We start from the raw sequence: 21,219 nt of genomic DNA, 5'->3' as shown, positions 1-21,219 counted from the left end.
GCGCCAGGTGGCTGGGGCACAATCGTAGCCATGCCACCCGACGCACCATCGGCTCCCCCGAGGACGCTGCCGTCGCAGATCGCCGCCCTGCGTGCCGATCTGCTCGCCGCTCCGTACACGAGCGAGGCCACCGAGGCCCTGCTGGGCCCCGTCGCCGCCTCGGCACTGGCCCGGGAGAACGCGGTCCCGGCCCGCCGCGTGCTGGCTCCTCTGCGCGAGCCCGCCGCGGTGCTGCTGCGACTGTTCACCCTGGGCGTCCTGGTGCCGCGCTCACTGGTGCAGCGAGCTCTGCCCACGCTCGGTGTCGAGGGCGCCCTGCAGCTGGGGCTGCTCGGCCCCGCCTCCGCTCCAGGGCCGTCCGGGGGCGAGGACCACACCGACGACGACCCCGACACCCCGCTGCGCGCCCTGATCGACCTGTCCCCCTACTCCGCGAGCGACGATGCGGGCGAGATCACCTGGTGGATCGCCTCGGACCTCTCGGAACTGGCGACCGGCCGAGAACTGGGGCCCGAGCACGTCCTGGGCGTGGGCGGCGCCTCGCTGACCCTGGCACGGATCACGCCGCGCCAGCCGGTGGGGTCGGTGCTGGACCTCGGCTGCGGCGGTGGGATCCAGGCGATGCACGCCACCCGCCACGCCGAGCGGGTGGTCGCCACGGATCTGTCCGCACGGGCACTTGCCTTCGCCGCCTTCAACGCCGCGCTCAACGGGATCGACCTCGAGCTGCGCCAGGGCTCCCTGCTGGAGCCGGTCGCCGGCGAGACCTTCGACCTGATCGTCTCCAACCCGCCCTTCGTCATCACCCCTCGCGGGAACTCGGTCCGTTCCGCCGATCACGACCCCACGGTGTGGACCTACCGCGACGGCGGCCGCGCCGGCGACACCCTGCTGGCAGAGCTGTTGACCGCCCTGCCCGGGCACCTCGCCGCAGACGGCCGCGCCGTCCTGCTCGGCAACTGGGAGATCACCGACGGGGCCGCCTGGGACGCCCACCCCCGTGCCTGGTCGGAGACCGCCGCGGCCGACGGGGTCGACACCTGGGTGATCCAGCGCGAGCAGGAGGACCCCGCGCAGTACGCGGAGACGTGGGCCCGCGACGCCGGCATCACCGACCGCGACCCCCGGTGGGCCACGCTGCTGGGCTCCTGGCTCGAGGATTTCGCCGCTCGCGACGTCGACGGCATCGGCTTCGGCTACCTCCTGCTGCGTCGCCCCGGCCGGGCCCCGCACGCTTCCCCGGCCGCGCCCGGCACCGATACCTCCTTCCGGCGCGGTGTGCTGCGCACCGAGGTGGCCACCGGCACCGGCACGGGGTCGCTGGCCACCCACCTCGCCGACGGCCTGACCGCACTCGACGTCCTCGCGGACCTCGACGACGAGTCGCTCGAGGCGCGCCGGCTCGTGCGCGCCGCGGACGTGCTCGAGCGCCGTCATCTCACGCCCGGTGCCTGGGATCCGATGCTGATCGAGCTGGCCCAGGGTGCTGGTCTCGCCCGGGTGGTCCGCGCCGATCAGGTCCTGGCCGCGACCGTCGGCGCCCTCGACGGCACCCTCACCCTCGGCCAGGTGCTCGCCGCGGTGTGCGCCCTGACCGACGACGACCCGGACCAGGCCCGCGAACGGGTGCTGCCGCTCGTGCGGGATCTCGTGGTCACCGGGATGGTGAGCCTGTGAGCGATCCCTCCCGCACCCGGGCCGCGTCGCCGTCACCGCGACCTCGCGGCGCCACCGCCCGTCCGCTGCTCGCACTGCTGGCCGCGGCCGTCAGTGCCACCCTGATCGTGCTGCTGGCCCGCACCGCGGTGGGCACTGCGAGCGGACAGCGCCTGGACCAGCTGATCCTCTCGGGCGCCCAGGACGAGGAGGGGACCCTGGCCCGGTACGCGGCGACCGCCGTGGGCACGGTGAGCACCCCGGTGATGGCCGGCCTGCTCGCGGCCTCCGTCGTGCTGGTGCTGCTGCGCCGGCGCCTCGCGCTGCTGCTCCCGCTGGCGCTGCTGACCATCGGCGCGAACGTCACCACCCAGATCGTCAAGCACCTGGTGGTCTCCCGCGAAGCGCTGGGGCCCGGCATCGACATCACCCCGAACTCCTTCCCCTCCGGGCACACCACCCTCGCCGCGGCGGCGACGGTCGCCGTCGTGCTCGCCTCGGGCCGGGCGCGCGTGGTCCTGGCCCCGCTGGGTGCGGTGTGGACCGCCGCGGCCGGCATCGGGACGCTGGTGCTGGGCTGGCACCGTCCCAGCGACGTCGTCGGCGCGATCGTGATCGTCGCCGCCTGGACCTTCCTGGTCCTGTTCCTCGACGGCCTCCACACCCGCCATCGCCTCACCCGCGCCGCACCCGCCCCCGGGCACGGCCGGCGGCGCCGCGAGGGCCCGGGCACCGCCGACGCCGGCGCTCCGCAGCGTCTGCGCATGTCACGTCCCGATGCGGTGATCGCCGCGGTACTGGTACTGGCAGGGTTCGCGGGTCTGGCCTACGGCGCCTTCGAGCTCGGCACCCTGCAACGACCGCTGGACCTCGAGGACGTCGACCAGCAGCTGGGATCCTTCCTCGCCACGGCGTCGCTGATCGGCGGCGGCACGACGGCGTGGATGGCGCTGGTGCTCCTGCTGCGCACGCCGATCTCACACAGGAGTCGCTCCGGTGACCGTGTACCGTGAGCAATCGCCGAGCGCTCGGGAGCGTCCGGCGGACCCCGGACCACGGCATTCAGCTACGGCGGACGGGCCGCGACGCGACGCGGCGAGGAAGGACATATCAACGTGACTGGCGGACGGCATCTGGTGATCGTCGAGTCCCCTGCGAAGGCCCGCACCATCGGCCGGTACCTGGGCGACGACTTCATCGTGCAGGCATCGGTGGGACACATCCGAGACATCCCGGTGCCGCGTGATCTGCCTGCCGAGATGAAGAAGGGCCCCTACGGGCGGTTCGGCGTCGACGTGGAGGACGGCTTCGACCCGTACTACATCGTCAGCCCCGACAAGAAGAAGACCGTCGCGGACCTGAAGAAGGCCCTCAAGGACGCCGACACCCTCTACCTCGCCACGGATGAGGACCGCGAGGGAGAGGCCATCGCCTGGCATCTGCTGGAGACCCTCAAGCCCAAGAAGTCCCTGCCGGTCAAGCGCATGGTGTTCCACGAGATCACGCAGGATGCGATCCGCGGCGCACTGGAGAACACCCGCGAGATCGACTCCCACCTGGTCGATGCGCAGGAGACCCGGCGCATCCTGGATCGCCTGGTCGGCTTCGAGCTGTCCCCGGTGCTGTGGCGCAAGATCAAGCCGTCCCTGTCGGCCGGGCGCGTGCAGTCGGTCGCGACCCGCCTCGTCGTCGAGCGCGAGCGCGAGCGGATGGCCTTCGTCGCCGCCGACTACTGGGATGTGACCGGCACCTTCGCCGCGGAGTCCGGGCAGTTCACCGCCAAGATCGCCACCGTCGACGGTGCCCGCGTCGCCACCGGCAGCGACTTCGCCGACAACGGCACCCTGAAGCCGAAGGCGCAGGCCGCCACCGTGCTGACCGAGGAGTCCACGAAGACTCTCGTCGAGGCCCTCACCGCTGCCCCGGCCACGGTCACGGCTCTGGAGTCGAAGCCATACACCCGTCGGCCGGCCGCGCCGTTCACCACCTCCTCGCTGCAGCAGGAGGCCTCGCGCAAGCTCCGCCTCGGGGCGCGACAGGCGATGCGCGTCGCGCAGTCCCTGTACGAGAACGGCTACATCACCTACATGCGTACCGATTCGGTCACGCTCTCCGGGGAAGCGATCAAGGCCTCCCGCGGTCAGGCTGCCGAGCTCTACGGCTCCCAGTACGTGCCGGACAAGCCGCGCTACTACCAGACCAAGTCCCAGAGCGCGCAGGAGGCGCACGAGGCGATCCGCCCGGCCGGGGACCGCTTCCGCACCCCCGCCGACGTGGCCGGCCAGCTCTCGGGCGACGAGTTCCGCCTGTACGAGCTGATCTGGAAGCGCACCGTCGCCTCGCAGATGGCCGATGCCAAGGGCACCACCTCCACCGTCGAGCTCTCCCTGGAGCAGTCCGGGCGGACCGCGACCTTCCGCGCCGCCGGCACCGTGATCACCTTCCGCGGCTTCCTCGCCGCCTACGAGGAGGGCCGCGATGCCACCCGGTACGGCAACGAGGACGCCGAGGGCAGCGGCGACAAGCGTCTGCCGCAGATGGAGGAGGGTCAGGCGCTCGACACCCGCGAGCTGACGCCGGACGGCCACTCCACGACGCCGCCGCCGCGCTTCACCGAGGCCTCGCTGGTGCGGGCGCTGGAGGAGCGTGGCATCGGCCGTCCCTCGACCTACGCCTCCACCGTCGCGACCGTGCAGGACCGCGGCTACGTGCTGCGCCGCGGCAGCGCGTTGGTGCCCAGCTGGACCGCCTTCGCCGTGGTGCGGCTGCTGGAGGAGCACTTCGGGGCGTTCATCGACTACGACTTCACCGCCCAGATGGAGCAGCAGCTGGACCGCATGGCCCAGGGCGAGCTGGGTCGCAAGCAGTATCTCGAGGAGTTCTACCGCGGGGACGGCGAGAACGGTCCCATCGGCCTCAAGCGCATGGTCGACGACCTGGGCGACATCGACGCCCGCGCGATCAACAGCATCGAGATCGGGGAGGGCATCACGCTGCGCGTGGGCCGCTACGGCGCCTATGTCGAAAGGGCGGCGCGTGACGAGAACGGGGAGCTGATCGAGGATGCCGCCCCGCAGCGCTCCTCCGTCCCCGACGACGTCGCCCCCGACGAGCTGACCGTCGCCACGGCGAAGGAGATGCTGGAGCGGGCGAAGGACGACGGGCGAGTGCTGGGCACCGACCCCGGGACCGGTCACGAGATCGTCGCCAAGGACGGCCGCTTCGGTCCCTACGTCACCGAGGTGCTGCCGGACGACGACGGGGACACGACGCAGAAGCCCTCGGCACGGTCGAAGAAGCCCAAGCCCCGCACCGGCTCCCTGCTGAAGTCGATGGATCTGGCCACCGTCACCCTCGAGGATGCCCTGAAGCTTCTCAGCCTACCGCGCGTGGTGGGCACGACAGAGGACGGCACGCAGGTCACAGCACAGAACGGTCGCTACGGCCCCTACCTCAAGAAGGGGACGGACTCCCGCTCTCTGGAGTCCGAGGAGCAGCTGTTCACCGTCACCATGGAGGAGGCCGAGAAGCTCTACGCGCAGCCCAAGACGCGCGGCCGCGCCGCCGCCAAGCCTCCGCTGAAGGAGCTCGGCACCGACCCGACCAGCGAGAAGCCGATCGTGATCAAGGACGGCCGCTTCGGCCCGTACATCACCGACGGGGCCACGAACGTCTCCCTCCGGGCGACGGAGTCGGTCGAGGAGATCACCGAGCAGGTCGCCATCGAGAAGCTCGCGGACAAGCGGGCGAAGGTTCCGGCGACGAAGAAGGCTCCCGCCAAGCGCACCACCACGCGGAAGAAGACCACGACGACGAAGAAGTGAGACCACCGGCCCCGTGAGGGCCGGATCCACCACGCCTCAGGGGCACGGACCATCGCCTGGTCCGTGCCCCTGTCGCATGCCGAGTGACGCGGTTCCCGCGGGCGGTCGTCACCTCCCCGCCCGCAGGAGCGGACAAATCCGACAAGGTGCGCGTATCCTGCGAGTAGGCGGACGCCTCCGGTCACATCCCGTCCCCTCCGGCCACCGCAGGTCACGGGGAGGCATCGAGTCGGTCCCGAGAGGGCCTCGCACCTCGGGTCGGGAAACCGTCCGCCTAGAGTGTGACCAGGAGCTCGTTGTTGACTCACGAAGGAGTGATCATGGATCGACGTCTCAGTCGGCGGGCGGTCATGTCCGGGGCCGCGGCCACCGCGGCTCTCGGGATGACCGGATGCCTGCAGAACCCGGATCCAGGGGGCACGGACGGCGGCGGGCCCGTCGAGCGGTACACCCCGGGCGACACCCCCGGCTCCGGGACGGTGTCCGTCCTCGGTCAGTTCGGCGGCCAGGAGCGGGACGGCTTCCTCGCCGCGCTCGAGACCTTCCAGTCCGACTCCGGGATCACCATCAACTACACGCCGGACTCGGACTTCACCAACACCATCCAGCAGCGTGCCGGGGCGGGCGATCCGCCCGACATCGCACTGTTCCCGCAGCCCGGTGGCATGTTCGACCTCGCGGAGAAGGGCATGATCACCCCGATCGACGTGTACCTGGACTACGACCGGCTGAACTCGACCCTGATCCCCGGGTTCCTGGACTCGGCCCGACTGCAGGGGCGCGTCTACGGCGCTCCGATGCGCATGGCCTGCAAGTCGCTGATCTGGTACCCGAAGCAGGCGTACGAGGAGGGCGGCTACGCGGACAAGCCCGCCACGATGCAGGAGCTCTACCAGATCACCGACGAGATCAAGGCCTCCGGTATCGCGCCGTGGTCCGACGGCTGGGGTGCCGACCAGTCGACCGGCTGGGTGGGCACCGACTGGATCGAGGAGTTCATGCTCCGCGTCCACGGCCCTGTGGTCTACGACGACTGGGTCCAGCACCGTATCCCCTTCAACGCGAAGGAGGTGGTGGACGTCTTCGACCTCGTCGGTGACCTGCTCAAGGGCGAGGGCAACGTGCTGGGAGGCACCGACGCCATCATCAACACCCCCTTCTCCGAGGCCCCGTTGCCCCTGTTCGACGACCCGCCGACGGCGATGCTCGTGCGCCAGGGGAACTTCGTCACCGGATTCTTCCCCGAGGACGTCCAGGCGAACATGGACGAGGAGGTCGGCGTCTACGCGATGCCCACCTGGGAGGGCGGCTTCGACGGCCAGCCGATCCTGGGCGGCGGAGACCTCGCCACGCTGTTCGCCCTCAACGACGACACCGTGAAGGTCATGGAGTTCCTGACCTCGGACGTGTTCGGGAAGGAGTGGGCGCAAGCCGGCGGCTGGCTGAGCCCCCACCGCACCTTCGACCAGTCGCTGTACTCCTCCGAGATCACCCGGCAGATCGCCGCGATCGCCTCGGAGGCGGCGGCGTTCCGGTACGACGGCTCGGACCTGATGCCGACGGCGGTCGGCGGCGGCTCCTTCTGGACCGGCATGGTCCAGTGGCTGCAGGGCTCGAAGACCTCCCAGGAGGTCTGCGACGAGATCGAGAACGGGTGGCCGCAATGACCACCGCGACCCGCACGCGGCAGGAACCGGACGGTCCCGCCCCCACGGGGACGGACGAGCAGCCGCGTCGCACGGCCCGCCCCGTGCGCGTGATCGTCGGGGCACTCGGCATGGCGATCACGGCCTGGTTCGTCTGCAACGCGTTCCTCGCCTTCGCCTACTACCCGCAGTGGTTCGCGAGCTCCGGGATCCTCATCGGGATCCTGGGCCTGGTCGTCGGGATCCTCGGCTCCCTGGTGTTCTTCTATTTCCTGAACATCTGCATCGAGGGCTTCCCCGCGAGGTTCGCCGCCGGCCTCATCCCCTACGCGTTCCTGCTGCCGGGGTTCAGTCTGATCGGCATCTTCCTGCTGTACCCGACGGTGCAGACGATCGTGTACTCCTTCGCGAACGACGATTCCACCGGCTGGGTGGGACTGGAGAACTACCGGGCCATCTTCTCCAGCGCCCACTTCTGGTCCACCCTGCTGAACAACTTCCTGTGGATCCTCATCGTCCCCGTGCTCACGGTCGCCTTCGGCCTCGCCGTCGCGGTGCTGGCAGACAAGCTCTCCCCCGCCGGGGAGAACGTCGGGAAGTCGATGATCTTCCTGCCGATGGCGATCAGCTTCGTCGGCGCCGCGACGATCTGGGGACTGGTGTACGCCTACAACTCCCCTGGTGAGGCCCAGACGGGCCTGCTGAACGCGATCGTGACCGCCGTCGGCGGCGAGCCCCAGCCCTGGTATCAGATCGACACCGCCCGGCTGAACTCGCTGGCGCTCATGGTGATCCTGATATGGCTGCAGACCGGCTTCGCGATGGTGCTGATCAGCTCGGCGATCAAGGGGGTCCCCGAGGACACGGTCGAGGCGGGTCGCGTGGACGGCGCCAGCGAGATCCGAATCTTCTGGCAGATCGTGTTCCCCCAGGTCAGGCCCACGCTCATCGCCGTGCTGATCACGGTGCTGATCCTGGTGCTGAAGGTCTTCGACCTCATCTACGTCACGACCAACGGTCTGTACGACTCCGACGTGATCGCGAACCTCTTCTTCCGGAAGCTGTTCACCGATCAGCAGGCCGGGCAGGCCTCGGCCATCGTGGTCGTGCTCCTGATCCTCGTCCTGCCGATCCTCGTCTACCAGGTCAGGAGCTTCAGACAGCAGGAGGCGAACCGATGAACGGGGCGGCGAGAGGGACCATGAAGGACGGGCGCAAGCGCTCCCCCGTCGCGATGATCATCATGCCGATCCTCGTGATCCTGTGGACGATCCCCACGATCGGTCTGCTGGTGACGAGCTTCCGCTCCCGGGAAGCGGCGGCCGGCACCGGCTGGTGGACCGGCCTGTGGAAGGGCGGCTGGACCCTGGAGAACTACGCCCAGGTGCTCACGGATCCCACCGTGACCGGCTCGCTGATCAACTCGGTCGTGGTAGCGGTCCCGGCGACGGTGCTGCCGATCATGTTCGCGGCCTTCGCCGCCTACGCATTCACGTTCATCAGCTTCCCCGGCAAGGACGTGCTGTTCATCCTCATCGTCGCGCTGATGGTGGTCCCGATCCAGGTGTCCTTCCAGCCGATGCTGGATCTGCTGGGCCCGCGCGGACTCGGGATCAACGGGCAGTTCGTGGCGGTGTGGATGCTGCACACCGGCTTCGGCATGCCGTTGGCGGTGTACATCCTGCGCAACTACATGACCACCCTGCCGGGCTCAATCGTCGAGAGCGCGAAGATCGACGGCGCCTCGCACTTCCAGACGTTCTGGCGTCTGGTCGCGCCGATGTCCTCCCCGGCGATCGCAGCCTTCGCCACCCTGCAGTTCCTGTGGGTGTGGAACGACCTGCTCATCGCCAAGCTGTTCCTGGGCGGCGGCGAGAACAAGACGATCATCGTGAACCTGCAGCAGATGCTGGGCACCCAGGGGCAGGGCGCCGAGCTCCTCACCGCCGGCGCCTTCATCTCGATGGTGATCCCGATGATCGTCTTCTTCGCCCTGCAGCGCTTCCTGGTGCGGGGCATGACAGCCGGCTCCGTCAAGGGGTGACCGACGAACGTGGGACTCGGGTTCCGCCAGGGATCCTTACGGACCGTTCGGGCCCTTCGCAGGTCGCACCGCACCTCAATCCTTCTCGTGCTCCATGTCGTGCCCGGGATGGGACAATCGCGGGGTGCAGCCTCAGCGCGAGCAGGACCTCTCCGCTCTGACGCGGATGCGGCGTGTACGGGACCGGATCGACCGCTACTACGCCGAGCCCCTGGACGTGGGGGCTCTGGCTCGGCAGGTGCACATGTCCGCCGGGCACCTCAGCCGTGAGTTCTCTCGTGTGTATGGCGAGCCGCCGTACTCCTACCTGATGACGCGACGTATCGAGCGTGCGATGACACTGCTGCGACGCGGCGATCTACGTGTCACCGAAGCTGCTCACCTGGTCGGCTTCTCCTCGGTGCCGACGTTCAGCACACGTTTCAACGAGTTGGTCGGCATGCCACCGAGCGAGTATCGCGATAGCGCGAGAGCGCCGGGTCTTCGACCGTGCGTCGCGAAAATCGCGAGCAGACCGGTCAGGAATCGATAAGCGACTTCAGGTCGGGCAGGGCTACCCTTCGAGCATGCAGATCATGATTCAGGATTGCTTCCTGCCACATACCGATGCCGATGCCGCGTTGGCGTTCTACCGAGACGGCCTCGGCTTCGAGGTCCGCCAGGACGACGCCTACGACGACATGAGGTGGCTGCGCGTAGGCCCCCCGGGGCAACCCGAGACCTCCATCGCCCTGCACCCGCCCGTACTCGACCCTGGGGTGAGCGAAGAAGAACTACGAGCCGTTCTGAGCCTCATGGCGAAGGGAAGCTACGCCATCATCACCCTCGCCACGGATGACGTCGACGCCCTCTTCGACCAGATGCAGGCAGCCGGTGCCGAGGTCGTCCAGGAACCCACCGACCAGGACTACGGCGTCAGGGACTGCGCCTTCCGTGATCCGGCCGGCAACCTCGTGCGCATCAATCAGAGCTTTTCCACGATGCCTTGAACCGTCATCACCTCATCGGCTCGATGGGGCAGGTCGGTGCTGCGAGCGACATCGCGGCTTGGAATCGTTCTTCGCCCTGCCCCAGAGGAACGTCTGGACCGCAGACGTTGGCGGACTCGAGAGGAGCTGAGGATCGCGATCATCACGTGGATCGAGCGGACCTATCACCGACGCCGGCGACAGACACGCCTCGGCCGATTGACCCCCATCGAGTACGAGACCACCAGGAACCAGACCGTCAGCCTGACCCCAGCTGACACCTGATCGCGCAACAGTCCCCAGCTTCAACGACTCGGCGTGGTTCCGGAGACCATCTACCTGGCGACCGATCGCCGAACATGCCTGGCTCGAGTTGAGCACCGACGTGAGGAGCACGGGGACGACTTCACGCTGGACCCGGCCGTGGCTGCGGAGTACTTCGATCGCTTCGAGGTGCCCAGCACTGATGAAGGGCCGTTGGTCGTCATCGGGCCACCCCTGGGCGACCAGCTGTAGCGCCTCCGTCAACACGACCACGCGGCGCAAGGGGAGGAACCCCGAAAACGTCTCGACGGGATTCCCCCTCGAGATGCACGACCAGCGTCAGACAGGATGCTTCCATGCATCTGATCGCTGGGCCGTACCGGCAACTGTCCCTCGTGCGGCGAATCCTCGTGCTTTCGATCGTGATCGCCTGTCTCCTCGGCACCTCGATGCTCGCGGCGCCGCGGGTCGAGGCGGATCCGGGGGCCCGCGACTACGACGCCGCAGCCGCCGAGCACTTCGTGTCGTCGTACGCGGAGCGCAACGGTCTCGCCGGGGCGGCGTACGTCGTGGTCGAGGACGGAGATGTCGTCACCACGGGCGCGGCGGGAGACGTGCAGCCCGACACTCCGATGTCGATCGGATCGTTGTCGAAATCCTTCACCGCGTTCTCGGTCCTGCAGCAGGTCGACCGAGGGAAGATCGAGCTCGATGCCTCGATCACCGACTACCTGCCGAACTTCAGCGTGCTCGGCGCCGACCCCTCGAGAATCACGGTGCGGATGCTCCTGGACCACACTTCGGGCCTGCCCAATCCCCTCGTGCTCGAGCCCACGGGCACCCTCGCCGGTGATGTCGCGGGGATCGCCGATCTGAGCTCGGCCTCGACCCCGGGAACGAGCTACCTCTACAGCAATCTGAACTATCGGACACTCGCACTGTTGGTGCAGACGGTCTCGGGCGAACCCTTCGACAAGTACCTCGACAGGCACATCTTCACTCCACTGGGCATGGACCACACGACGTCCGTGCTGACAGTGTCGGACCGGCAAGGTCTCGACGGTGGGTCGGTGTCCGCGTACGGGTTCGCAGTGCACCTGCCCGAGCTGAAAGCTTCCGTGGGCGGAGCGGGAGGCGTCATCAGCACCGCCGAGGACATGGGGTCGTGGCTCGCAGTACAGCAAGCGGGCGGAATCACTGCCGACGGAACGCGTCTGCTCTCCACCGACCTCGTCGAGCAGTCGCACGAGAAGCAGCCCCACGCCGGGACCTATGCCATGGGATGGCAGCACACCAGCACGACGGATCCAGCGCGCATCGGGCACGACGGCGAGTTGACGAAATACAGCGCCAGGCAGGACCTCGTCCCCTCCAACGGGTACGCGACCGCCGTGCTACTGAATACGTTCACGCCCACGATCTCCCACCCCTTCGAGATCAGCACCGGCCTGATCGACATCAGCGAGGGCCACACGCCCTCGGTACGTGCACCCACGTCGACGATCATCGACCTCGCCATCGCCGTGGCCACCCTGCTCGTCGCAGCGCTGGGAATGCGAGGCATCATGCGAGCACGCGTGTGGGCTCGGGAGCGACGCTCTCACCGGTGGTGGCGCAGGCTGCTCCGCCTTCTCCCTCAGGCCGTGATGCCAGCGCTCGCAGCCTTCGTCTTCTTCGGGCTCACCGCCGGCGCCAGGAATCCCGCCACACCCCTGGACGCCTTCGCGCTCTGGCCGGCCGCCACGACCTTCATCCTCATCGCCGGAATCGTAGGGACCTTCCTCATCACCGCACGCCTCGTGGCTTTCTGTTCAAGCCACTCGAAGGAGAGTTGAGCGACCCACATCCCGGGAGAGCACCTCAAGTGCAGATTTCCCAGTACGGCGTATTACATGTCGCTGCGGCCTGTGGCACAGTTGGCGATACGTTGTATTGGAGGTCGTCATGACGAGTGCCCCACCAGAGGGAAGCAGCACGCGCGGGAAGATCCTGTGGGCCGCATTGACGCTGCTCGGTGAGCGCGCGGGATCCATTGCGAGCGTGCGAGCGATCGCCGCCCGGGCCGGGGTGAGCACCGGAGCGCTGCAGCACCACTTCCCTGCCAAGCAGGATCTAGTGGACGAGGTGATGACGGTCGTGTACGACACGGTCCTGCCGTCGGATTACCTCGAGGACACCTCAGTCCCAGCGCGCGACCGCCTGATCTCTTGTCTTGAACAGGTCGTGTCCCCGAACGGTGTCGACGTCCCTCCGCGCCAGGCGTGGCAGGTCACCTACGAGCGGTACCTGAGTCCCGAAGCCTCCGAGGACGCGCGGATGGAGTACTCCGCGATCGAACGCGAGCTCTGCCGTCGCATCGAGCAGTGCCTCATCGCCCTGCACCGCGAGCGAGCCGTTCCGGCCGGCGATCATGCGCGGACCGCCCGCGCCCTCCTCACCGTCGCTCTCGGAGTCTCGGTCACGCGCGCACTTCCCCATGGCGAGCACACCGCTTCGACCGCAACAGACGTCTTGCACGCTGCGGCAGATGCAGTGCTGACAGCCCCTGCGGGACAGGACCTCTCCTCCGATGTCTGAGATCAACAAGGGTGCGATGCAGCTAGGGCCGTCCTGCTCATCGCGTTCTCCCGCGACAACCGCGTCGGCGTGCCTGAGCCGCGCACTCGACTCGGCCAGCCCTCTGAGGCATGGCCAGGATCGAGTGATCACCACGCTGAGCGGCTCCATCGGCCGCCTGTTCGGCGCCATCTGACGAATTGCAAGCTCCGATGTGCCCATCACAATCGCTCACGACCCTGAGGAGCACGATGTCTCGAATGACTGAATCTTCCCGACCTGCTGAGGCGAGTTCCCGCGCAGCTGTTGACCTGGCGCGCCCCTTCGGCGCGCACCTCTCCATGCGATGGTGGGTACCGCTGGTGATCACCATCGCTGTGATCGTTGCGGCCAATCTATTGCAGACGCTATTCGTCGTCGTTGCCACGATCGTCGAGGTCGCCCTATCCCTCAAGGAGCCAGGTGATGAATCACTTACTCCTCTGACCTACCTTGCGAGCAACATCGCCATCATGTCGATCGCGCCTCTGTCGCTCCTGCTTCTCGCGCGCGTTGGGAAGGTGCCATGGCGGTCCGCGTTCAGCACCGGACGAAGCTTCCGATGGCGGCGACTCGCAGCGTATCTGGGCCTCTTCTCAGGGCTCATGGTCGTCACGAACGTGACCATCCATCTCGTGAATCCCTCACCGATGTCGCTGTTCGCCATCTCCGGCACTACCATCGCCCTCCTCATAGTCATCGTCCTGACCACACCGCTTCAGGCCGCCGCTGAAGAAATCGCCTTCCGCGGCGTGCTCACCGCCTCCTATGCGTCCTGGGTTCGCGCCGCACGTCCTGCAGTTGTCGTGGGCATCATCTGCTCCAGCACCCTCTTCGCCGTGCTGCACGTCAGTACCGATCCGTGGATGATCATGAACTACCTCGGCCTTGGTGCGAGCACCGCGATCATGGCCCTCATCAGTCGAGGGCTCGAAGCGCCAATCGCCTTCCATGTCATGAACAACGTCTTTGCCATGACGATCGGTGCGCTCTTCGCCGAGGGCGGCGGTATCAGCCAAGACCGAGGCGCTGGCTCGGCCGGCCCCTACCTTCTCATCGTCCTGGCAGCCGAAGCTCTGGCCGTCATCATCGTCTGGCAGCTCGAGAAGCGCCGTCGGCACGCCGTCGAGAGCGCTGAGCTCTCGAGGTAGTTCTGGTTGCCGGGGAGGCGGGACCACGCACCCAGAGCGCCAGAGAGAGTTGCGAGCTCAACACCGCCGACCCCCAAGGTACGCACCACGCAGGGGGCTCCAGCAAGACAGTTACGGGACCGTAGTTCACGGTTGCCAATAGGGTTCACGTCGTTGTTCTTGCGACACTTCTGTCGCACTGGGTATACCCCTAAGAGATACGGCCTAGGAATCGAAGCCGAGGTCCGCTCCGTCGTGGTATGCCACACCGATCTGCTCGGTCGTTCCCGTGCGGGCGTTGAACCACATGGTCCACCGATCATCCACCTCGTCGTACATGGCGAACGGCTTGTAGATCGACTCCGAGTCCCAGCCGCCCGGGACTCCGGCCGACAGGATCGGGTTTTCGGGATGCCGCTCCCACGAGGAGAACCCGTCGGGTGATCGGGCGATGCAGATACGTGCCTTGAACATGTCCTCGTATCCGATGTAGAAGAGATAGTACCACTCCTCGTGGTGGACGACATGGGCGCCTGCCACGCGCTCGCGTTCCCAGATGTTCTTCGGCTCGGCCGTGAACATCGGGGACCCCAGGGGGCGCTCCCAGGTCACACCATCCTTACTGGTGGCGACGCCGAGGGAGTCCGGTTCGAACCATCCTCCGCCGGAGTACCACATCGTGTACCTGCCTTCGGATTCGTCCCACAGAACAGTCGGGCACATGAGAGATGACTGCTCCCATTCCTGGGTGGGTCGCAGAACGGGCTCGTCCCGCCGCTCCCAGGTCAACCCGTCACGGCTCACGGCGTACCCGATGTCCGAGGTGCCCTTGTCGTTCGAGGCCGCTTCGACGTACACCTGGGTCCACTCCGTGGACGAGAACTCCCGGCCCGCGGTCTGACCGGAATACCACATGTGGTACATCCCGTCTTTGTGGACGACCGCGGGGCGATTGACGTCGTCCTCCCAGCCGGTCTCCGGTCGCGGCTCGAGCACGAGCTTCGGCTCGGACCAGTGCACCCCGTCAGGGCTCTCGGTCACAGCGATGCTGTAATGCTTTCTCCATGAAAAATACATTCGGTAGAGTCCGCCCACCTTGAGGACGTGCACATCGAAGCGAAAGTCGTTGTGCTCCCCGAAGACGGGGTTCTCCTCGTACTTCTTCCAGCCGCCGCGGCATCCGATGAGGGTCGGATCGAATTGCATCATCGTGGGTTCTCCTTCATGTGTCAAGTGTGAAGTGTGAGTTGGCCGGAGGGTGTCACAGTGAATGAGACCACTAAGGGTTCGGGGTTTCAGCCCATCGTGCCCGGAACGTGGTCCAGCGGCTCTGCATCTCCTCAGCGGTGCGTTCGATGGTGGTCTCGCACCGTGAGCGCCTCGCAAGCTGGCCAGTGGGCCCGCACGCGGCCGTCCACTACTTACTCCGGGGCGTTTCCGGTCTCGGATGCCCGGTGCCGGGCGGCCAGGTCCGATTCCACGGTGGGATAGATGCGCTCGAGTCGGTACAGCAGGAACAGGACGATCAGCAGCACGAAGAGAGCTGCCGGCACATAGATGAAGATCGCAGTGATCGCGGTGATCGCGGTGTCTGGCTGCGTGGCGAGCAGGCCGCTGTAACCGGCGGCGCTCATGATCCAGCCGAGCACGGCTGCCCCCACACCGTAGCCGGCCTTCTGCCCCATGCTGCCGGCGCTGTAGAGAACCCCTTCGATGCGACGACCGGTCTTCCACTCGCCATACTCGATGGTGTCCGGGAGCATTCCCCAGATCGCTCCGAAAATGGGGATGCGTCCCACGCCTCGCACGAGCGTGCCGATGATGGCGAGGTTGATGTTGGACGGGTCGATGGCGATGATGACGGAGCCGACGACGAAGATCGCGGCACCGATGATCATCGGTGTGATCTTCCCGAACCGCCGGTAGATCCCCTGCATGATCAGCATGCCGATCAGAGCGGGGATGTACAGCAGGAAGGACACCAGGGCGACGAAGTTCGTGTCGCCGAGGATGTATCGCGCGTAATAGGCGGACGCACCTGTGTACAGGGACTCCGCGACGCTGAAGACGAGGAACACCAGGAACAGGATCACCCAGTATCTGTTGCTCAGCGCCGCCTTCAGGCTGTCCTTGAGGGAGGGCTGCTGAGTGGCGGCCAGTGGGTCCGTGATCCGCTCGCGAGTGTTGCGGTAGGTGGTCAAGAAGAGACCGGCTGCGATCGCCCCGAACACGACGAAGGAGAGGATCCACGCTCGCTGATCCCCTCCGAGGGCGTTGACGAGCGGGATCGTTGCGACGGTGACGAGAAGCGTTCCGGCCGTAGCCGCGAACATGCGGGTGACGTTCAGCGATGACCGCTGCTGGAAGTCACGGGTCATACGGGTGTTCAAGGTCCCGTAGGGGATGACGATCGCCGTGAACACGAGAACCAGGACGTTGTAGAACACTGCGATGTAGGCGATTCGCCATGCGTTCGAGACGTCCGGGACGGTGAAGACCAGGACCAGGCTGATGGCAAACGGGATCGCGAGCCACAGCAGCCAGGGCCGCGCCCTCCCTTGCTTCGAACGGGTGCGGTCGACGACCGCTCCCATGGCGACGTCGGAGATTCCGTCGAGGAACCGTGAAAGCAGCATTATCGTTCCGATCGCGGCGGCCGCCAGGCCCAGCACATCGGTGTAGAAGAAGACGATGTAGGTGGACATCGCTCCCCAGGCGATGTTGGTGGCGAGATCACCGGCTCCGAAAGAGAGCCTCTCGGTGGTCCCCACCTTCACGTACTCGCCGTTGCTCTGCATTGTGGAACTCATCCTTGAGACCTTTCTTCGAGAAGAGGACGGGGTCGCCCCGGGCACCGTCCGACGCGCGGGGCGACCCGGTCTCAGCGCTCGGCTGCTGTCAGCAGAAGGCGAGCAGCTGCCGTGATGTCGATGTCGTTCGCCTTCTCGACCTCGCCGACCAGGGCCTCGTCCAGGGCCTCGTATCCGCAGTGGGCGCCGGCGATACCGGCGGCCATGCACCCGATGGTGTCGCTGTCCCCGCCGGCGTTCGCGGCAAGCTGGGCAGTCCGGACGGGGTCTCCGCCGGCGGCCGCGAAGAACCCGACGGCTGCCGGCACGGCTTCGGCAGCGGGGAGGCCGACGCCGATCTCCGCTTCGATGTCGGCGATGATCTCGTCGTCGCTGTCCGAGGCGGCCCCCAGAGTGATGGCCCGGTCGATGCGGCGCGCGATGCTCGGTCCGGGGACGTCACGGCCGTCCTTTCGGCCACGTTCCTCACCGAGCTCGGCCCCCTCCTTCGCCGCCTCCACCACGTCCTGAACAGTCGCTCCATCCGTGCAGGCAACCGCGACCGCCGCGGCGATCGCTGCGGCTCCGGAGACGCCCAGGCTGGTGTTGTGGCTGGGAACGCACGTGATGAACGCAGTCTCCACTGCTGCGTCGACGTCGCCGTGGTGGAACAGTCCGACGGGCACGATGCGCATCGCGGCACCATTGCTGGCTCCCTGGGTCATGATCGACCCGGCCCTGCCGACGTCCCACGGGTCCGCTCCACCGGCGAGTGCGTCTATCGCCGCTCGGGTGGTCGGGCCTGCAAAGTGCGGGAAGTACCGCTCATCGCCGGACCATTCGATGAGCATGCTGGTGATGTTCTCTGCAGTGATCTTGCCGTCCGTGCGGGCGAGAAGATCAGACAGCATGAGCATCTGGCTGGAGTCGTCCGTGATCTGAGCGGCCGAGCGACCGTGGGCATACGGCGCTCCGGGGAGGGGTGCGTGAAATTCGGTGACGTACGCGCCGAACGCGGCACGAACCTGGCGTCGGCTGAGCTCTTCCGTGGGTGCTCCGAGCGCGTCTGCGATACACGCTGCGCCAAGGCTGCCGCGGAATCGGGAAAGCAGGTCAGTCATGGGGGATCCTTTCGATCGTGATGGGGTATTGCTGCAGGAGGGCCTCGATGTCGTTCAGGTTCTCCAAGTACGTGCGTGAGCCGAGATGTTCCGTACTGGCCGTCGCCTGCGAGACGGCGCGACCCAACGACTCCTCGCTGGGGAGACCGCGCAGCAGGCTGCCGAGGAACCCTCCGGCCAGCGCGTCTCCAGCCCCGGTGGTGTCGACGACTCTTGGGGTGACGTCAGCCTCGGCTCTCCACGTGCCCTCATGGAGGGTGGAGCAGAATGCGCCGTTGCGACCTCGGCCGACGACCACGGTGGATACTCCTCGCTCGTGGCAGGCGCGAGCCGCATCTATGTGGGCGTCCGTGCCGGTGTGGCCAGAGAGCTTGGCTGCCGAGTCGGTGTTCATGAAAACCAGGTCCGAGTGCGAGAGGAGATCGCACAGCAACGAGGCGCCCGGTTCGAATGCATCGGGCTCAAGATCGATCGCCACCTTGGTTCCCACTGCTCGGGCTTGCTGAGCGATCTCGAGTGCCCAGCCCAAATCATCGGCCAGCGGAGCCACGATCCGAGAACCCGCCAGGATGCCCTTGCCGATGCGGCCTGCCTCGGGAAGCTTGATCCCTGTGTCGGCGCCGATGAGGGCCTTCTCGCCGCTGTCGTCGAGCTGGATGAAACACATCCAGGTGCGCTGGCCCGCGACCCGCTGCACACTGCCGACGTCGACGCCCAGCTTCTGCAGCGCTGCCAATGCTTGAGCGGACTCTTCGTTGTCGCCGATCGACGTGACCAGGCGGGACGATACGCCGTGCGCGGCAGCTGCAGCGGCCAAGTTGGCACTCATGCCACCGCCGAAGCTGCCGAGATACTGTCCGATCGCCTTGTTGTCGCTTTGGGCGATGTGAGGCACCTGGACGAAGTGATCGATGCTCGCGTCGCCTACGACCGTCAGGCCGCCGTCGAACTCGGACGTCATTCCTGCATCTCCAGATCCAGCTCCAGGAAGTAGCGGTCAGTGCGAAAGAAGTAGCGCGTGAACTCGACCGGTTTGCCCTCGGCCGAGAAGGACGTGCGTTCCCTCATCAGGGCGGCCTGCCCCTCCGGGACGTCCAGCAAAGAGGGAAGGCCGTTGGAGAGGTTGATCGCAGTGATTTGCTCCCGAGCATGGGCGGGGAGAGCGTTTCGTACGGCGAGAAACGCGTACAGCGAGTCTCCGGTGAACTCGGAGTAGTCGACCTTCGGCTGCGCCACCAGGTAGTGGTCGAGAAGAACCATCGCTTCGCCGTCGGCCACATAACGCCGACGGATATGTCGGACCGCCTCGCCGGCGTCTATGCCGAGCGGCGCTGCGACCTCTGCGTCCGCAGCCTCGATGTCGTTGCACAGCACCTCGGGCTTGACCTCGAACCCCCGGTGGCGCAACTCGCGCCCGAGTCCGAGCATCGGGCTGACCGCGCGGAACTCATTGGCCGTGACGACGCTGCCCCGACCCTGGTACCGCTCGACCAGGCGAAGACGCTTGAGCTCGAGGAGAGCCCGTCGCACTGAAGTCGCCGAGACGCCGTACTCCCGACACAGCGCCGCCTCTGAAGGCAGCCAGTCGCCAGCTTGGAGATCCCCGGAAAGGATCTGCCGTTGCAGGTCCGACTGCACCAGGCGGTACAGGGCCCGTTGAGAGCGAGGGGGCGGCGTCGAAGCGATAGACATGCACTTAGTATACTAAGTGCATGAGCGACTCGCCAGGTGTGCACAGTCGCGAGTTGCTCGCGGCTCCGCCATCGATGGTCGACCGGCCGCGTCTCCTCGCGCGATGACCATGACGTCACGACCCGTCACAGCTAGCTGTGCAGGCCAGCACCTGCACCGGCCGTTCACAGCGCGCCTCGTACCGAGAGCTTCGGTGTCCATCCCTGATCGGAGGCGCCGACTCCGTGGCGACCGGCAGGCGACGCACCAGGCCTCCTGCCGGGACGCGTACCCTGTCGGGGTGAAGGATGTCGAGGCATTGTTCGCCGTGCTCACCGAGAAGGCCCACGCCCGACCCGAGGGGTCGGGCACCGTCCGCGAACTCGACGGCGTCGTCCATCAGATCGGCAAGAGATTCGTGGTGAGGGCCGCCGAGGTGCGGATGGCCTGCGAGGACGAGTCCAAGGACGACGCCGCGATGGAGATCAGCCAGCTGCTCCATCACTTGCAGGTGAAGATGGTCGCCAAGAACATCTCCCTCGCGAACGTCTTCCGTCAGCACTGAGCCGGCGGCGCACTCGCCACCCTTTTCGTCCCACCCCGTCTCGAGGCCGCCGCGGCGGCCGAGGAGGATCCGTGCTCCGCATCGCCGTCCCCAACAAGGGCGCCCTGTCCGACCCAGCCGTCGACCTGCTCCGGGAGGCCGGATATCGGGGCCGCAGCATGGCGAAAGAGCTCGTGGTGGTCGACCAGGAGAACGACGTCGAACTGTTCCATCTGCGTCCCCGCGACATCGCGGTCTACGTCGGCTCCGGGGCCGTGGACGTCGGCATCACCGGCCAGGACATGCTGCTGGACTCCCGCACCCCGGCCGACGAGATCCTGCCGCTGGGCTTCGCCGGATCGACCTTCCGCTTTGCGGCCCCCGCCGGCACCCGCAGCGACGTCTCCGAGCTCCAGGGCACCCGCATCGCCACCAGTTACGAGAACCTTGTCGAGGACTTTCTCACCGGGCGCGGCATCACCGCCGAGGTGGTCCACCTCAACGGTGCGGTCGAATCCTCGATCCGGCTCGGCATCGCCGATGTCATCGCCGACGTGGTCGAGAGCGGCACCACCTTGCGTGCGGCGGGACTCGAGCCCTTCGGTGAGCCGATCATGACCAGCCAGGCCGTGCTCTTCTCCCGCCCCGGGCTCGAGCTCGACGAGAAGGGCACCCACTCCCTCGAGGTGCTCGCCCGGCGCATCCGCGGCGTGCTGGTCGCCCGCGAGTACGTGATGCTCGACTACGACATCCCCTCCGCCCTGCTCGAGCGCGCCGTGCAGATCACCCCCGGTCTGCAGTCCCCGACGGTCTCACCGCTGCACGGCGGAGAATGGTCAGCCGTACGCGCGATGGTGGACGCCCGCTCCGCCCACCGCATGATGGATGACCTCTACGACGCCGGCGCCCGCGCCATCCTGGTCACCGCGATCCAGGCCTGCCGCATCTGAGCTCTCCATGAGCCTCC

Annotated in this window: 19 protein-coding genes and 1 pseudogene; 15 read left to right on the top strand and 5 right to left on the bottom strand. The window is 67.1% G+C overall.

Annotation, left to right across the window (positions count from 1 at the left end; genetic code table 11):
- The first annotated feature begins 30 nt into the window (after positions 1 to 30).
- The 13 genes and pseudogenes from JOF43_RS14600 (at position 31) to JOF43_RS14540 (ending at position 14,148) form a co-directional block, all read left to right on the top strand.
- Complete coding sequence (locus JOF43_RS14600; protein ID WP_209903479.1) at positions 31 to 1,677, top strand: DUF7059 domain-containing protein; 1,647 nt, start codon at positions 31 to 33, stop codon at positions 1,675 to 1,677.
- Positions 1,674 to 2,669: a phosphatase PAP2 family protein gene (locus JOF43_RS14595; protein ID WP_209903477.1), complete on the top strand. Its 996-nt coding sequence runs from the start codon at positions 1,674 to 1,676 to the stop codon at positions 2,667 to 2,669. Before JOF43_RS14600 ends, JOF43_RS14595 begins: the two co-directional genes overlap by 4 nt.
- Positions 2,670 to 2,771: 102 nt before the next feature.
- Entirely contained in the window at positions 2,772 to 5,480 is a 2,709-nt protein-coding gene (gene topA, locus JOF43_RS14590) for a type I DNA topoisomerase (RefSeq protein ID WP_209903475.1), read from the top strand.
- Between the two features lie 320 nt (positions 5,481 to 5,800).
- On the top strand, positions 5,801 to 7,147 hold the full coding sequence (locus JOF43_RS14585) for an ABC transporter substrate-binding protein (RefSeq protein ID WP_209903473.1): 1,347 nt from the start codon (positions 5,801 to 5,803) through the stop codon (positions 7,145 to 7,147).
- Complete coding sequence (locus tag JOF43_RS14580; RefSeq protein WP_209903471.1) at positions 7,144 to 8,307, top strand: carbohydrate ABC transporter permease; 1,164 nt, start codon at positions 7,144 to 7,146, stop codon at positions 8,305 to 8,307. The genes JOF43_RS14585 and JOF43_RS14580 overlap by 4 nt, the downstream gene beginning before the upstream one ends.
- Positions 8,304 to 9,170, top strand: a complete 867-nt coding sequence (locus tag JOF43_RS14575; protein WP_245354561.1) for a carbohydrate ABC transporter permease — start codon at positions 8,304 to 8,306, stop codon at positions 9,168 to 9,170. Before JOF43_RS14580 ends, JOF43_RS14575 begins: the two co-directional genes overlap by 4 nt.
- A gap of 166 nt (positions 9,171 to 9,336) precedes the next feature.
- A complete protein-coding gene (locus tag JOF43_RS14570; RefSeq protein WP_342592264.1) occupies positions 9,337 to 9,702 on the top strand; it encodes a helix-turn-helix transcriptional regulator in 366 nt (121 codons plus the stop codon).
- 34 nt (positions 9,703 to 9,736) lie between these two features.
- Positions 9,737 to 10,159, top strand: coding sequence for a VOC family protein (locus JOF43_RS14565; RefSeq protein ID WP_209903467.1), 423 nt, complete (start codon positions 9,737 to 9,739; stop codon positions 10,157 to 10,159).
- A pseudogene (locus JOF43_RS14560) lies at positions 10,132 to 10,423 on the top strand (IS3-like element ISAar45 family transposase); the annotation flags it as partial. The gene JOF43_RS14565 and the pseudogene JOF43_RS14560, both read left to right, overlap by 28 nt.
- Positions 10,424 to 10,456: 33 nt before the next feature.
- A complete protein-coding gene (locus JOF43_RS14555) occupies positions 10,457 to 10,654 on the top strand; it encodes a P-loop nucleotide/nucleoside kinase family protein (RefSeq protein ID WP_209903465.1) in 198 nt (65 codons plus the stop codon).
- A gap of 104 nt (positions 10,655 to 10,758) precedes the next feature.
- Positions 10,759 to 12,237, top strand: coding sequence for a serine hydrolase domain-containing protein (locus JOF43_RS14550; protein WP_209903463.1), 1,479 nt, complete (start codon positions 10,759 to 10,761; stop codon positions 12,235 to 12,237).
- A gap of 109 nt (positions 12,238 to 12,346) precedes the next feature.
- On the top strand, positions 12,347 to 12,979 hold the full coding sequence (locus JOF43_RS14545; protein ID WP_209903461.1) for a TetR/AcrR family transcriptional regulator: 633 nt from the start codon (positions 12,347 to 12,349) through the stop codon (positions 12,977 to 12,979).
- 239 nt (positions 12,980 to 13,218) lie between these two features.
- Complete coding sequence (locus tag JOF43_RS14540) at positions 13,219 to 14,148, top strand: CPBP family intramembrane glutamic endopeptidase (protein WP_209903459.1); 930 nt, start codon at positions 13,219 to 13,221, stop codon at positions 14,146 to 14,148.
- 204 nt (positions 14,149 to 14,352) lie between these two features.
- On the opposite strand, the gene JOF43_RS14535 is transcribed toward JOF43_RS14540, so the two are convergent.
- The 5 genes from JOF43_RS14535 to JOF43_RS14515 form a co-directional block, all read right to left on the bottom strand.
- Complete coding sequence (locus JOF43_RS14535; RefSeq protein WP_209903457.1) at positions 14,353 to 15,336, bottom strand: family 43 glycosylhydrolase; 984 nt, start codon at positions 15,334 to 15,336, stop codon at positions 14,353 to 14,355.
- A 212-nt stretch (positions 15,337 to 15,548) separates the two neighbouring features.
- On the bottom strand, positions 15,549 to 16,937 hold the full coding sequence (locus JOF43_RS14530) for an MFS transporter (RefSeq protein WP_209903456.1): 1,389 nt from the start codon (positions 16,935 to 16,937) through the stop codon (positions 15,549 to 15,551).
- A 71-nt stretch (positions 16,938 to 17,008) separates the two neighbouring features.
- Positions 17,009 to 18,037 carry an ADP-ribosylglycohydrolase family protein gene (locus JOF43_RS14525; protein ID WP_209903454.1) on the bottom strand — a complete coding sequence of 343 codons (1,029 nt, stop codon included), beginning with the start codon at positions 18,035 to 18,037 and terminating at the stop codon, positions 17,009 to 17,011.
- Complete coding sequence (locus JOF43_RS14520) at positions 18,030 to 18,998, bottom strand: carbohydrate kinase family protein (RefSeq protein ID WP_209903452.1); 969 nt, start codon at positions 18,996 to 18,998, stop codon at positions 18,030 to 18,032. The genes JOF43_RS14525 and JOF43_RS14520 overlap by 8 nt, the downstream gene beginning before the upstream one ends.
- On the bottom strand, positions 18,995 to 19,729 hold the full coding sequence (locus JOF43_RS14515) for a GntR family transcriptional regulator (RefSeq protein ID WP_209903450.1): 735 nt from the start codon (positions 19,727 to 19,729) through the stop codon (positions 18,995 to 18,997). The genes JOF43_RS14520 and JOF43_RS14515 overlap by 4 nt, the downstream gene beginning before the upstream one ends.
- Before the next feature lie 280 nt (positions 19,730 to 20,009).
- On the opposite strand from JOF43_RS14515, the gene hisE reads away from it, so the two are divergent.
- Together hisE and hisG are read left to right on the top strand one after the other, a co-directional pair.
- The gene (hisE, locus tag JOF43_RS14510; RefSeq protein ID WP_209903448.1) at positions 20,010 to 20,273 is read left to right on the top strand and encodes a phosphoribosyl-ATP diphosphatase; all 264 of its coding nucleotides are present in this window, start codon (positions 20,010 to 20,012) and stop codon (positions 20,271 to 20,273) included.
- Between the two features lie 71 nt (positions 20,274 to 20,344).
- Positions 20,345 to 21,202 carry an ATP phosphoribosyltransferase gene (hisG, locus tag JOF43_RS14505; protein ID WP_209903446.1) on the top strand — a complete coding sequence of 286 codons (858 nt, stop codon included), beginning with the start codon at positions 20,345 to 20,347 and terminating at the stop codon, positions 21,200 to 21,202.
- Positions 21,203 to 21,219: the final 17 nt, after the last annotated feature.

Origin of the sequence: Brachybacterium sacelli (assembly GCF_017876545.1) — a bacterium.
GTDB classification, from domain to species: Bacteria; Actinomycetota; Actinomycetes; order Actinomycetales; family Dermabacteraceae; genus Brachybacterium; species Brachybacterium sacelli.
This window is presented reverse-complemented; position numbering and strand designations above follow the sequence as displayed.

Excerpts from the sequence above, each read along its gene's own strand:
- JOF43_RS14570 (WP_342592264.1), top strand. The coding sequence starts at position 9,337 with ATGCGGCGTGTACGGGACCGGATCGACCGCTACTACGCCGAGCCCCTG.
- JOF43_RS14565 (WP_209903467.1), top strand. The coding sequence starts at position 9,737 with ATGCAGATCATGATTCAGGATTGCTTCCTGCCACATACCGATGCCGAT.
- JOF43_RS14520 (WP_209903452.1), bottom strand. The coding sequence starts at position 18,998 with ATGACGTCCGAGTTCGACGGCGGCCTGACGGTCGTAGGCGACGCGAGC.
- JOF43_RS14575 (WP_245354561.1), top strand. The coding sequence starts at position 8,304 with ATGAACGGGGCGGCGAGAGGGACCATGAAGGACGGGCGCAAGCGCTCC.
- JOF43_RS14550 (WP_209903463.1), top strand. The coding sequence starts at position 10,759 with ATGCATCTGATCGCTGGGCCGTACCGGCAACTGTCCCTCGTGCGGCGA.
- JOF43_RS14545 (WP_209903461.1), top strand. The coding sequence starts at position 12,347 with ATGACGAGTGCCCCACCAGAGGGAAGCAGCACGCGCGGGAAGATCCTG.
- JOF43_RS14580 (WP_209903471.1), top strand. The coding sequence starts at position 7,144 with ATGACCACCGCGACCCGCACGCGGCAGGAACCGGACGGTCCCGCCCCC.
- JOF43_RS14540 (WP_209903459.1), top strand. The coding sequence starts at position 13,219 with ATGACTGAATCTTCCCGACCTGCTGAGGCGAGTTCCCGCGCAGCTGTT.
- JOF43_RS14600 (WP_209903479.1), top strand. The coding sequence starts at position 31 with ATGCCACCCGACGCACCATCGGCTCCCCCGAGGACGCTGCCGTCGCAG.
- JOF43_RS14585 (WP_209903473.1), top strand. The coding sequence starts at position 5,801 with ATGGATCGACGTCTCAGTCGGCGGGCGGTCATGTCCGGGGCCGCGGCC.
- JOF43_RS14525 (WP_209903454.1), bottom strand. The coding sequence starts at position 18,037 with ATGACTGACCTGCTTTCCCGATTCCGCGGCAGCCTTGGCGCAGCGTGT.
- JOF43_RS14515 (WP_209903450.1), bottom strand. The coding sequence starts at position 19,729 with ATGTCTATCGCTTCGACGCCGCCCCCTCGCTCTCAACGGGCCCTGTAC.
- JOF43_RS14535 (WP_209903457.1), bottom strand. The coding sequence starts at position 15,336 with ATGATGCAATTCGATCCGACCCTCATCGGATGCCGCGGCGGCTGGAAG.
- JOF43_RS14530 (WP_209903456.1), bottom strand. The coding sequence starts at position 16,937 with ATGAGTTCCACAATGCAGAGCAACGGCGAGTACGTGAAGGTGGGGACC.